At 63.3% G+C, this 12,147-nt stretch carries 11 protein-coding genes; 6 read left to right on the top strand and 5 right to left on the bottom strand.

The genetic code is table 11. The features are described 5' to 3' along the window. Positions 1-10: 10 nt before the first annotated feature. Positions 11-1,084 (bottom strand): AI-2E family transporter, encoded by a 1,074-nt coding sequence (locus AB3X86_RS24035; RefSeq protein ID WP_368597949.1) that lies wholly within the window; start codon positions 1,082-1,084, stop codon positions 11-13. A 363-nt stretch (positions 1,085-1,447) separates the two neighbouring features. Here AB3X86_RS24035 and AB3X86_RS24030 point away from each other — a divergent pair, with 363 nt between their 5' ends. Continuing rightward, the gene (locus AB3X86_RS24030; RefSeq protein ID WP_368597948.1) at positions 1,448-2,725 is read left to right on the top strand and encodes a hypothetical protein; all 1,278 of its coding nucleotides are present in this window, start codon (positions 1,448-1,450) and stop codon (positions 2,723-2,725) included. A 39-nt stretch (positions 2,726-2,764) separates the two neighbouring features. On the opposite strand, the gene AB3X86_RS24025 is transcribed toward AB3X86_RS24030, so the two are convergent. Next, complete coding sequence (locus AB3X86_RS24025; RefSeq protein ID WP_176378495.1) at positions 2,765-3,553, bottom strand: hypothetical protein; 789 nt, start codon at positions 3,551-3,553, stop codon at positions 2,765-2,767. Positions 3,554-3,858: 305 nt separating this feature from the next. On the opposite strand from AB3X86_RS24025, the gene AB3X86_RS24020 reads away from it, so the two are divergent. Beyond that, positions 3,859-5,445, top strand: coding sequence for a phospholipase D family protein (locus AB3X86_RS24020; protein WP_368597947.1), 1,587 nt, complete (start codon positions 3,859-3,861; stop codon positions 5,443-5,445). An 8-nt stretch (positions 5,446-5,453) separates the two neighbouring features. On the opposite strand, the gene AB3X86_RS24015 is transcribed toward AB3X86_RS24020, so the two are convergent. Beyond that, the gene (locus AB3X86_RS24015) at positions 5,454-6,008 is read right to left on the bottom strand and encodes a hypothetical protein (RefSeq protein ID WP_176111521.1); all 555 of its coding nucleotides are present in this window, start codon (positions 6,006-6,008) and stop codon (positions 5,454-5,456) included. Between the two features lie 115 nt (positions 6,009-6,123). Beyond that, positions 6,124-6,507 (bottom strand): PLDc N-terminal domain-containing protein, encoded by a 384-nt coding sequence (locus AB3X86_RS24010; protein WP_176369344.1) that lies wholly within the window; start codon positions 6,505-6,507, stop codon positions 6,124-6,126. 239 nt (positions 6,508-6,746) lie between these two features. On the opposite strand from AB3X86_RS24010, the gene AB3X86_RS24005 reads away from it, so the two are divergent. Continuing rightward, on the top strand, positions 6,747-6,920 hold the full coding sequence (locus tag AB3X86_RS24005) for a hypothetical protein (protein ID WP_368597946.1): 174 nt from the start codon (positions 6,747-6,749) through the stop codon (positions 6,918-6,920). A gap of 14 nt (positions 6,921-6,934) precedes the next feature. On the opposite strand, the gene tssH is transcribed toward AB3X86_RS24005, so the two are convergent. Continuing rightward, the gene (gene tssH / locus AB3X86_RS24000; RefSeq protein WP_368597945.1) at positions 6,935-9,625 is read right to left on the bottom strand and encodes a type VI secretion system ATPase TssH; all 2,691 of its coding nucleotides are present in this window, start codon (positions 9,623-9,625) and stop codon (positions 6,935-6,937) included. Positions 9,626-9,794: 169 nt separating this feature from the next. On the opposite strand from tssH, the gene AB3X86_RS23995 reads away from it, so the two are divergent. From AB3X86_RS23995 to tssE, 3 genes are read left to right on the top strand one after another with little or no spacing between them, the layout of a single operon-like run. Continuing rightward, positions 9,795-10,811: a TagK domain-containing protein gene (locus AB3X86_RS23995; RefSeq protein WP_368597944.1), complete on the top strand. Its 1,017-nt coding sequence runs from the start codon at positions 9,795-9,797 to the stop codon at positions 10,809-10,811. After that, positions 10,795-11,631 (top strand): type VI secretion system accessory protein TagJ, encoded by an 837-nt coding sequence (locus AB3X86_RS23990; protein WP_368597943.1) that lies wholly within the window; start codon positions 10,795-10,797, stop codon positions 11,629-11,631. Before AB3X86_RS23995 ends, AB3X86_RS23990 begins: the two co-directional genes overlap by 17 nt. Next, complete coding sequence (gene tssE / locus AB3X86_RS23985; RefSeq protein ID WP_184227032.1) at positions 11,628-12,146, top strand: type VI secretion system baseplate subunit TssE; 519 nt, start codon at positions 11,628-11,630, stop codon at positions 12,144-12,146. Before AB3X86_RS23990 ends, tssE begins: the two co-directional genes overlap by 4 nt. The last annotated feature ends 1 nt before the right edge of the window (position 12,147 follow it).

Raw genomic sequence — 12,147 nt, 5'->3', positions numbered from 1 at the left:
GGCGACCGCTTCAAGCGGTCTGCTCGGTCTTGCCGTAAGTGAGCCGGCCGTTTTTCGACAGCAGCACCGCGACCGGCCGCGTCATTTCGAACTCGGAGAAAATGATCGTCATGCTGGCGGTGATCGGCACCGCGAGAAAGGCGCCCGGCACGCCCCACAACGCCGACCACACCGCCATGCTCGCGACAATCGCGAACGGGCTCAGGTTCAGCGAATTGCCCGTCAGATACGGATCGAGAATATTGCCGATCACGAAGTGAATCGCGGACAGCGAAACCAGCACGATCAGGACCGAATTCACGTCGCCGAACTGCAGTACCGACATCAGCACCGGGAACGCAACCGCGAGCACCGAGCCGATATATGGCACATAGTTCAGCAGCGCGGTCAGTATCGCCCACAGCCCGGCGAACTCGAGGCCGACGCTGCGCATCGCGAGCCAGCAGAGCCCGCCGAGCAGCACGCCGAGAAACGTCTTCAGCGCGAGATACGCGCCAATGCGCCGGTTGATGTCGATGACCACGCCCCGGATGCGCGCCGCGTTGGTCGAATTGGCGGTCATGTTCGCCAGCTTGTCGCCGAACGTGCGGCGCTCGAACAGCAGAAAACTCGCATACAGCACGATCACGAACAGGTCGATGATCATCGACGAGAGCGACGCCAGCAGGCCCGTCACCATCGCCTGAATGTTAAGTTGCGCGAGTATGTTCCGCCGCAGTGACTCCCAGGTCGGCTCGCTTTCGAGGTGCAGCAGCGTCGAGATCTTGTGGATCATCAGCAAGACCGAGTCCTGGTAGCGCGGCGCGAGCGCGACGAGCGCGTCATAGTTGGCGACCAGCATGTCGACCGCGAAGAAAATCGCGGCGCAGATCAGGAACATCGACAGCCCATAGCGCAACTGCACGGGCAGCCGCGGGCCGATCAGCGGAATGCGTTGCAGCAGCCGCGTGAGGTCGACCACCAGGTACACCGCGATCGCTCCGAACACGATCGGCACGAAAACCGCACGCCCGATATACAGCAACCAGCCCACAATCAGCAGCAGCAGCACTACGTATACGGACGCTTGCAATCTGTCGGTCATTGGTCAGTGCTCCACGAATCCGCACAGAACTGATCTTCGCACAGAACGATGACAGCTCACATATAAAGCGCGCCAGATCGTTCCGTCCGCAAACTCCAGGCCGATACCTCGAAATGCGCCAGCAGAATGTCGCGAAACGTTGTGATGGGCCGCATTCGCTCGTGAAACCATCTGTTACGCTGTTTTAATCGGTTTCAATCACCTGACGTGATCCGACGCGAGCGCCTGCGCCACGCGGTGGTAGCGCTTGGTCAAATCCACGCAGTGAAGCCCGCGCCGCGCGTCGCGGTGCGATGTCCGCACTTTGTCTGTGCGCGATGTCCGCTGCACGCATCCCTTTCACCTCACGGCATGGAGAACGAGATGCTGCAACGGCTGGGGTCGCGATTCGTCGCATTGGGTCTGATCTGGACATTGTCCGCTTGTGGCGGCGGAGGTGGCGGCAGCGGCGCGGAGCCGGGCGGCACCGGCTCGAACGGCGCGGCCGGAGCGACCACCCCCGCATCGACTCCCGCGCCCGCGTCGAGTCCGACACCGGCATCGAGTCCAACTCCGGCGTCGAGCCCGTCGGGCGCATCGGACGCGAGCGCGACGACGCCCAAGCTCGCCGCCGCGACGCCGATCATCGACGGCACGACACTCGGCGCCGCCATCTGGCCCGCGGGCGCCACCTCAGCGGGCGGAACCGGTCAACCCGTCGGCGGACTGAACTGCGCGTTGCGCAGCACCGCGTACACGTATGCGCACGTCTCGATCTACCAGAACGGGCAACTCCTGACGCTGCCGCCCAACATCGGCATGGTCGAGCCGACCATCACCGCGCCGACTGGCTGCGCGTATCCGGTGCACACGGTCGATTCGAGCGGCAAGATCCATATGGACGCGACGACCGGCGCGAGCTATACGCTCGGCCAGTTCTTCTCGATCTGGGGCGAGCCGCTGAGTGCGTCGAACGTGGCGGGTCTGACCGCCTCGCCGATCGCGATCTACGTGAACGACGGCGGCACGCTCACGCAATACACGGGCGACCCCGCCAGCCTCGTGCTGAAGCCGCACGACGAAATCACGATCATGGTCGGCACGCCTGTCACACAAGTGCCCACCTATACGTGGACCGATCCGCCGCCGTTCGACCCGAACCCGGTCACGCTCGTCTTCGGAGGCGTGGTCGGCTCGTCGTTCTGGCCGAACGGCACGACGTCGACGGGCGGCAACGGCTCACCAGTCGACGGCCTCACCTGCGCGCCGAACATGAGTGTGCTGTACCACGTGCACGCGCACCTCGCGATCATCAAGGACGGGCAATGGCTCGCGTTGCCGGCGAACGTCGGCATCCTGTCGCAATGCACGTATGAAATGCACACGCACGACAACACCGGCATCATCCATATCGAAACGCCGGACGCAAAAACCTATACGCTCGGCGAGTTCTTCGATATCTGGGGCGAGCCGCTGACGAGCACGAACGTCGCGGGCATCATGGGCGACGTGGTCGCGTATATCAACGACAACGGCGATTCGCGCCGCTATATGGGCGACTTGCGCAATATCGAACTGACATCGTTGCGCGACATCACGCTGCAGATCGGCACACCGCCGGTGAGCACGTTGGCGACGTATTCGTGGTACGAACCGCAGTAACATCCGCCGCAGGCCGCGTCACTTCGCCGTGACGCGGCTTCAACGCGGCGTACCCGAATGCCCGATGCCGCCCGGCCGGCGCGGCATGATGCCCGCGACGGAGCGCGGCGCCGTGTTCGCGACCAGAATCATCGACGCGCCGGCAAGACCGCTCGACACATGCTTCAATGCATGGCCGGCGATCACGTGATGCGTGAGCTCCCATATCTGCCAATCGAGGCTTTCGAAAATCTTCGCGACCCCGTAGAAGACGATCACGAGCGTCCATGCGATCACGCCGTCCACCTTGCGCGTGAGCGTCATACCGACGATCAGCATGAGGCCGCCGAACTGAAGAATCGCGTAAGGCCACAGGCTGTTGAATACCAGCCAGTAGCCGACGGTGGCGGGCGACACGACCACCATGATCAGCATCTGCGCCCAGCCGACGCGCTGTCCGCTCCACGACGTCCATAGCATCGCGAGGATGCCGGCGAACACGATCGTCATCGGCAGGCGATCCCAGACGAGCGTCGCGTCGTTCGGCGCCATGTGGTAGTAAGCCGAACCGAACGCGGTGAACAGCAGCCCGATCGCGGCGACGACCATGCCGGGGAATTGCGCCGGCTGGTTCGACGCATGCCGCGTGACCCAGCGCAGACAGAGCACGCCGGCGATCAGAATGACGACGTTCGAGAGCACGTCCGCCGCATTGTGCAGCGGCCCCAGCGAGCGCTGATCGGCGAAGTGGTGATACGAGGCCGGCTGCGCGAGCGGCCATATCATCTGCAGCACGGTGCCCGCCACGAAAAGCAGCACGCTAGCCAGCAGCAAGCGGGAGATCTTCACGTTGCTCGACTCCACAGTGGGGCGAAACGCTCGAAGGCGCCGTGAACCGGACCTTTTACGCCACTTGGCGACCCTTTACGCTGACGCGAAGCGGATCACGCTCGCTCGCACGGAAACCGTGCGGCCGATGCGCAGCCGGGTTGGCCCCCGTTCGAATTCGCGCAGCCTGCTCGTATCATCGGACAAAGCGCCTGGCGCAACAAGAGCGTCGGGCGGCGCACCGATGGACATGCGCTCATAGTATTCTTCTCAACCAATGCGAGCTGCGTGCAGGAACGCGCGACCCAAAGGAAGACCCGGACTCCATGCAAGCGCAGATACACCACCCGTCGTTCCCGCATCGTCGATGGCAGGGCGCGCTGTGCGCGCTGCTGTGCGCAAGCCTGCTTGCCGGCTGCGCGCGGTTACCGTCGCTCGAGGACCGCAAGGAGTCGCATGCGTTGTCGCCCGCGGTGGCGGCCACCACGGATCTCGGTCGCGCGGTCGCGCCCGAGTTGGCCGCGCACGCGGGGCTGGCGGGCATTTATCCGCTGGCGGATGCGCATGTCGCGTTTGCCGCGCGCATGGACCTGATCCGTTCCGCGCAACGCACGCTCGACATCCAGTACTACATCTGGCGCGACGATCTGACCGGCACGCTGCTGCTCGAACAGATCCACGAAGCGGCGGACCGCGGCGTGCGGGTGCGCCTGCTGCTCGACGATCTCGGCATCGCGTCCGCGCTCGACCCGACACTCTCGGCGCTCAACTCGCATCCGAACATCGAAGTACGCCTGTTCAACCCGTTCGTCGTGCGCAGCCCGAAATTCCTCGGCTTTGTAACCGACTTCTCACGCGCCAATCGGCGCATGCACAACAAGTCACTGACCGCCGACGCCACCGCGACGATCCTCGGCGGCCGCAACATCGGCGACGAGTATTTCGATGCCACCGACGGCGTCGTCTTCGCCGACCTCGATGTCCTCGCGATCGGACCGGCCGCGGCCGACGTGTCGCGCGATTTCGACCGCTACTGGGCCAGCGCGTCGGCGTATCCGGTCGACATGATCCTGCCGCACGAGAGCGTCGATGAACTGGCCACGCTCGAGCGTGATGCGCAGGCGATCGAACAGGCCCCCGCCGCCGCGGAGTACAAGCAAGCGCTGCGCGGTCCGCGCGTCGTGCAGAACCTGCTCGACCACAAACTGCCGCTCGATTGGGCCAAAACGAAGATGATCAGCGACGATCCCGCGAAAGGCTTGAACGACGCGCCGCCGGAAGCGCTGATTCCGCACCAGCTACGCGAAGTGATGGGCCAGCCGACGAAGTCGCTCGACCTCGTCTCGCCCTATTTCGTGCCGGCGAATACGGGCACGCAGTTTCTGAGCGGCCTCGCCGCCCAGGGCGTCGATGTGCGCGTGTTGACGAACGCGCTCGAAGCGACCGATGTCGCCGCCGTGCACTCGGGCTATATCAGGCGGCGCGTCCAGTTGCTGCAAAACGGCGTGCACCTGTATGAATTGCGGCGCGTGGCGGGCGTCACCCATAAGAAAGAACAGTCGCCGGGGCCGTTCGGCAGCTCGGGTTCGAGCTTGCATGCGAAAACTTTCATCGCCGATTCCCAGCGGGTTTTCGTCGGTTCGTTCAACTTCGATCCGCGCTCCGCGCATCTGAATACCGAGCTTGGCCTCGTGATCGACAGCCCCGATCTCGCGACGCGGGTCGATCGAAAATTTCTCGCTTTGCTGCCGACAGTCGCGTACGCGGTGCATCTCGACGCAAACGGCAAGCTGTACTGGATCGAAACCAACGACGGCGTCGAAACCCGCCTCGATACCGAACCGAATGCGACGTGGTACGCGCGGCTCGGTGTATGGATGCTGTCGATTATGCCAATTGAGTCGTTGCTATAGCTTGCGGTTCAGAACCGTCGCAAATCGCGATCCCGCAATGGATCGGGCGAGCGCTGCGTCGCGCGCAACACGCCGTTGGTGTCGAACGCAAAATTGAACAGCATGTGGTTGATGTTGTTTTCGATGTACCGGTATGACCAGACTTCGCGTTGCGAGAGCCGGAAAAACTGCGTCTGCACGGGGCGGCCGAAATTGGTCAGCACATCCTCGCGCGTCCATTTGCCGATTTCCGCGCGATTGAATTCGCTCAACTGCAACACTTGACGCACGCTCACGATCTTGCCTGAAGCGTCGATGTCGGCGGCGACGGTGGTCGAACCCATCGGCTGGGTCGGCCACATCAGCCTGCGGCCGCCTCCGGGCAGGTCATAGGTTTCGCGCGGCGGACCCATGCGGGCGATAATCGCCGCTTGATCCTGGCCAGCCTGGAATTGCTGCCACGGCTGCGCGCAAGCCGCGAGCATCAACGCCGTCACGCACGTGAGCGCGGCGCGGCGCAAAACCAGCGGCGCCCGTGCCGTTCGCGCAACAGCGTTTCGAACGTGGGCGACTCGGGCAAGCATGGGTTCCTCCCGTTACGTTCGATCGCGCGACGTCGGGAAACCCTCACCGCGCAAAAGCCAAGGCGACACGGGCAATGCGCCCGCTCGCCGATGGCTGCACTGAGGTAACCGACGCTTACTGCACGAGCTTCGCGCGCAGACGCGAGTGCTCGTCCGCAGAAATGGAACCGGACGCTTTCAGCTTGTCGAGCTTCTCGATTTCATCGGCGACACTGAAGCCCACCACATTGCGCAAATCTTCGCGCATCTGCTTGGCCCGCGCCTGATCGCGTTCCGCCATGCCGCGATGCTGCGTGAGCAGATACGCGAAGATGCCGATATACGGCAGGATGATCAGGAAAATCACCCACAGAACCTTGCCCCATCCCGACACGTCATGGCGGCGGAACAGGTCACTCGACACCGTGATCAACAGCCAGAACCACAGAATAAAGATGAAGATGGAAAAAACGTCGGCCAGAAAATTCGGGAATGTGAAACCATCATTAAAGAAGAGCATTGTTGTTCTCCAGTCATTCCGGTTGCAATTGAAAGGCGTAACGGATTTCGACCTATGGTTGCCTGCTATGGATGGCGCATACGATCAAGCATGGCAGCGCTGAAAATCTACCATGACCGCATGTCGGTTGGGCACGTGCATTCATACTGTATGGAAGACATGCGCATGATGCGGAACTTTTTGTCTTTATAGACTATTCCGATCAAGCAACGCGAGCAATTTTTAAGGATTCCCTTCGATTGGCGATTTCTGACGATCTGGCGATCATGCCGCTGGCATTAGACATGCATCATGTGAAAACGATGTCAAATGCGAGCGCCATTGCTATGCAAAAAAAATGCCAAAAAGAGTGTTTGCGAGATGCATCGATTGAATTGCAGCCTTCGTTCACTTTCGTAAACAAACCTGAATAAATTCGGAGCATGCGTCAGCAGCTAGCCCGGACCACGAGCGCATCCGCAGGTGCCGCAGCCGCATCGGTCACCTCGATTGTCATATGCGTGAGCGCGCTTTTCGCTGCAAACGCATCGAGCCACTGCCGTGCGAGGCTCGGCAGCACGTGCTGTTCGATAAAGCCGATCAAAACACGCGCCCCGGTCTCCTGCACGAGGCAGCGCGCGACGATGTAGTCGACCACCTCCGACGCATAGCTCAGCGCGATGCCGTGGTTATCCGCCATGCGCCGAACGACGCGATCGAGATGCAAACGCACGATCCGCGCGAGCGAATCCGAGCCCAGCGGACGATATGGCACCAGCGTCACACGCCCGAGGAAGGCGGCCGGAAACGCCTTCCGCAATTCCGTCGCAAGCGCGGAACGCAGACCGTCAAAATCCGGTGCAAGCATTTCGTCCGCGCATAGGCTCGCGCTCAGATCGGCGCCGACATTGCTGGTCATCAGGATGGTCGTATTGCGGAAATCGATATAGCGACCATCGCCGTCTTCCATGTAGCCCTTGTCCAGCACCTGGTAGAACATTTCATGCACGTCGCCGTGCGCCTTTTCAATTTCGTCGAGCAGCACGACCGAGTACGGACGTCGGCGCACCGCTTCGGTCAGCACACCGCCCTCGCCGTAACCGACGTAGCCAGGCGGCGCGCCCCTGAGTCCCGAGACCGTATGCGCCTCCTGGTATTCGCTCATGTTGATCGTGATGAGATTTTGTTCGCCGCCGTAGAGCGCCTCCGCCAACGCGAGCGCGGTTTCCGTCTTGCCGACGCCGGACGGTCCCGCGAGAAGGAAGACGCCGAGTGGCTTGCGCGGGTCCGCGAGCCCGGCGCGCGCCGTCTGCACGCGCTCGCCGATCTGTTGCAACGCGTCGTGCTGGCCGATCACGCGCGCCGCCAGCGTGGCGGGCAGCATCTGCACGGCGCTCACCTCGTCGGTGATCATGCGTCCGACTGGAATACCGGTCCAGTCAGAGACGATGTCGGCGACGATCGCTTCGCCGACTTCCGGAAACACGAATGGCGTAGCCGCCTGCAGGTTCGATAACGTGCGCTCCAGCTCGCGCAACGTCTGCAGCTCGCTCGCCGCGCTATCGTGCGCGTCGGCCTCAGGTCCGCCTGCTGCGGCGCGCGCGCTCACGGCCTCGCGCGCGCCCGCCAGCGCCTTCGCCGCCTCGGACTGGGTCTGCCAGGCGGTTTCGACAACACGATCCTCGAACTCGAGGGTTGCGATGGTCGCGTTGACGTCGGCCAGCGCGGCCTCGCTGCCAAGCCCGATACGCACCTCGTTCCCGAGCAGCTCGGCTTCGACGCGCGCCGCTTGCAAGCGCTCGCGAATCCGCTGCAATTCGCGCGGCGGCGCATGCTGCGATAGCGCGACGCGCGCGCAGGCGGTGTCGAGCAGGCTGATCGCCTTGTCAGGTAACTGACGCGACGGAATATAGCGATGCGACAGTGTCACGGCGGCGCGAATCGCTTCGTCGAGAACCACGACGCCATGATGGCTCGCGAGCGTGCGCGCGAGTCCGCGGACCATGTCGATCGCGGACGGCTCCTCGGGCTCGGCGATCTGCAGCACCTGAAAGCGCCGCGTGAGCGCCGGGTCTTTCTCGATGTGCCGCTTGTACTCGGCCCACGTCGTCGCGCCGATCGCGCGCAACGTGCCGCGGGCGAGCGCCGGTTTCAGCAGGTTTGCCGCGTCGCCGGTGCCGGCCTGACCGCCGGCGCCGATCAGCGTGTGAATCTCGTCGACGAACAGCACGACCGGAGCCGCCGACTTCGCCGCCTCCTCGAGTACCGACTTCAGCCTGGCCTCGAATTCGCCCTTCATGCTCGCGCCCGCAAGCAGCGCACCGACGTCGAGGCTCAACAGCCGCACCCCGGCAAGTTTCGGCGGGACTTCGCCGGCCACGATCGCGCGCGCGAGACCTTCGACGACCGCCGTCTTGCCAACCCCGGCGTCGCCGGTCAGAAGCGGATTGTTTTGGCGCCGCCGCAACAGCACGTCGATCATCGTGCGAATCTCGACTTCGCGACCAACCACCGGATCGATTTCACCGGCGCGCGCACGTGCGGTCAGATCTGCGCAAAACTGCGCAAGTGCCGCCGCGCCCTTCGCCGAGGCTGCGAGCGCACCGGACGCCTCCCCCGGCACCGCGGACGAAAAGTCGCTCTGGTCGTACGGGGTGTCCTTCTCTTCGGGGGAACCGTCGATCCAGGCCGGCAACGCATCGTGAAGGCCGTCGACGGCAATCTTGCCGAACTCCGGCGAAATGGCCAGCAGCAAGCGCCGCAAATCCGGCGTCTCGACAAGCGCCGCCATCAGCCATGCACCGCGGATCCGCCCGTCGCCGAATGCCAGCGTCGCGACGACCCACGCGCGCTCGATTGCCGTCTCGACATGATGCGAAAAGTCCGTGAGCGCGCTCGCCCCGGACGGCAGCGCGGCAAGTGCCCTCTGCAGGTCCCGCTCGAGCAGTTCGCGGCTGATGCCGCAGTGTCTGACGATGCGGTGCAGGTCGCTATCGGACTGCGCAAGCAGCTGGTGCAGCCAGTGCACCAGCTCGATATACGGGTTGCCGCGCAGCTTGGAAAACGCCGTAGCGGATTCGATGCTCCTGAAGAGCGTCGCGCCGAGCTTGCCGAACAACGCGTGGCGTGAAATGGACATGATGACGTTGCAGGTAAAGATGTTTGTTGCGGAAAGCGCGGCTCTGCCGTGGCATCCGGCACACCGCGCGCAGGTATCCGAAAAAGCGTGCTGGCCACACTGATCGAGCGACAAGGATAGCCGGTCGATCGCTGCGTGTATTTGGGCCGTCGCCCATATTCCGCTCGAGGTGCGCGAAGTAGCATTCACATCTGCCAGGCGCCAACCCGCACTTTTAGTTGGTGATCCTTTTATTTCTGCGTCGGGAGAGTCTTTTACCAATGCGCGCTTTACGGGCAGATCTGATTCGCCATTGCATACCGGCCAAGCCATGACTGGATATCACGCTCGCTGGGACCATTCGCCTTTCGAAGCGGGTGCGCTGAGGACGTTCGCACGAACCATCCAGTCTCTCGGGCTCGTTCGTACCGCTTCGCGCAACGGTCACGCCGGCGTGGCGTGTTCGTCTCACGCTGCTCCGCGCGCGCATCCCGACCTTCAGCTTATGCCCGATTTGTTACTGAACCCGCCTCTCGAAAATACGAACGCGCATGAAGAATCCGTCCCGACACCACCGTCGAGCGTGAATCCGCCCGCGGACCGGATCGAGCCCGTGCTCACGAACCCGGATGACTTCAGCGACCTGATCGCACTAGCCGACGAGGACGATGACGATGACGATCCGCTGCGGTTGCGGCGCGAACCGCATCCAGCGGAACGCGGCGGACACGACGGCATGGCGAAGCTTCTGGCAGCCGACATCGATGACGCGGACCCGCTTGCCGCGCTCACGCTCGAATACCGTGACGCGCTGCTGAACCGGAAGAGCGAGAACGGGCCCGAGCCGAAGGCGTCGGCCGAAGCTCAGAGCGAGTCGATCGTCGGGTCACCTCCCGATCCGTTCGCCGAACTTGTCGATCCGTCGCAGACGGAAGCGTCCGTGTTCGACCTGCTGACGCAGGGGAAGAACATCGACACCCTGCTCGATGGTCTTGACTCGTTCGGTGCCGAGCAGATTTTCGAGGCGGACCAAACGCACGAGATCCTCGCGCTGCTCGCGCCGCGCCGAATTCCCGCGCACCGTGCGAGCAGGACCGCGCTGCTCGCACGCGAAGAACATCACCTGGTCAGCATAGACAGCCACATCGCCATGCCTGAATCGATCGAATACGAAGAGCCTGCATTTTCAGATGAACATAACCGCTGACCTGCCCAAGTCGGACCCTCCAACCCTCAGCAGCCTGCTCGACGCGCAGACCTATGGCGAACTGAGGGAGCAAACCATCGACAAAGTGCGCAAGCATCCGTCGAACGTGCGCGAACGCTGGCTGCTGTTCGAGCTGTTGTGCCTGGACGGCGAATGGAACCGCGCGCTACAGCAGTTGCAGACGTGGGCCACGCTCGAGCCGGAAGGCACATCGCGCGCCCAGATGTATCGCGGGCTGATCCGCAGCGAGATGTTCCGCGCCGAGGTATTCGCGGGTCAGCGCACGCCGGGCGAGATCGAGCCGCTGCCCGAATGGGTGAAAACACTGCTGCAAGCCAACCTCGAGCTCGGCGAGGGCAATCTCGCCGCCGCCGACGAACTGCGCGGCGCCGCGTTGGACGCCGCGCCGGCCACGCGCGGCGAAAGCACGCTGATCGGCGAATTCGAGTGGCTGACCGATAGCGACAGCCGGCTGGGTCCGGTGTGTGAGCTGACCGTCGCGGGCGGTTATCGCTGGGTGCCGTTCGACTCGATGAAATCGCTGACACTCGGTCCGGTCACCGCGTTGACCGACCTCGTCTGGCGCTCGGCCGTCGTGGGTCTACGCGACGCGACTGTCCTGCGCGGCTATCTGCCGGTGCGCTATCCCGGCTCGGAAACTGGCTCCGCTGCCACCCGGCTCGCGCGCGAAACCACCTGGAAAGACGTTGGAGAAACGGGCGTGATTGCGCTCGGCCAGAAAACCTGGAGCACCGACAAGGGCGACATCGGCCTGCTCGACATCGCCGAATGCCGGTTCAATCACGACGAGCGCGTATGACCAGATCCGACGCGCGGCACCGGCAAGCTTATATGCCGTCGCTGATCGACCGCCTGCTCGACGACGCACCCGCGCGGCGCAGCGAGCGGCCCGACGCCTATGCGCCGAACAGCGAAGGCATGCGCCGCATCATCCAGCGTGATCTGAGCCTGCTGCTCAACACGACGAACCTGGACGACGAAATGGACATCGCGCGCTACCCGATGCTAGCCGAATCGGTCGTCAATTACGGCATCCCCGCGTTGTCCGGCAGCTACCTCGCCAGTCGCAACTGGGAGACCGTCGAGAAGATGGTACGCAACGCAATCGTGCGCTTCGAGCCGCGTCTGATTCCCGAGTCGCTGCGCATCCGGCCGCTCAATAGCGAAAACCCCGTACGCTACAACCAGCTCGTGTTCGAGATTCACGGCCTCATGCGCTGGTCGCCCTATCCACTGGAATTTCGCATCCAGAGCGCATTCGACATCGAAACGAATCACGTCACGTTCGACGCGGATACCGGCAGGGGAAATTGAC

Source organism: Paraburkholderia sp. BR14374, from assembly GCF_040948685.1.
Lineage (GTDB): Bacteria > Pseudomonadota > Gammaproteobacteria > Burkholderiales > Burkholderiaceae > Paraburkholderia > Paraburkholderia youngii.
This window is presented reverse-complemented; position numbering and strand designations above follow the sequence as displayed.

Excerpts from the sequence above, each read along its gene's own strand:
- AB3X86_RS24035 (WP_368597949.1), bottom strand. The coding sequence starts at position 1,084 with ATGACCGACAGATTGCAAGCGTCCGTATACGTAGTGCTGCTGCTGCTG.
- AB3X86_RS24030 (WP_368597948.1), top strand. The coding sequence starts at position 1,448 with ATGCTGCAACGGCTGGGGTCGCGATTCGTCGCATTGGGTCTGATCTGG.
- AB3X86_RS24020 (WP_368597947.1), top strand. The coding sequence starts at position 3,859 with ATGCAAGCGCAGATACACCACCCGTCGTTCCCGCATCGTCGATGGCAG.
- AB3X86_RS24015 (WP_176111521.1), bottom strand. The coding sequence starts at position 6,008 with ATGCTTGCCCGAGTCGCCCACGTTCGAAACGCTGTTGCGCGAACGGCA.
- AB3X86_RS24010 (WP_176369344.1), bottom strand. The coding sequence starts at position 6,507 with ATGCTCTTCTTTAATGATGGTTTCACATTCCCGAATTTTCTGGCCGAC.
- tssH (WP_368597945.1), bottom strand. The coding sequence starts at position 9,625 with ATGTCCATTTCACGCCACGCGTTGTTCGGCAAGCTCGGCGCGACGCTC.
- AB3X86_RS23990 (WP_368597943.1), top strand. The coding sequence starts at position 10,795 with ATGAACATAACCGCTGACCTGCCCAAGTCGGACCCTCCAACCCTCAGC.
- tssE (WP_184227032.1), top strand. The coding sequence starts at position 11,628 with ATGACCAGATCCGACGCGCGGCACCGGCAAGCTTATATGCCGTCGCTG.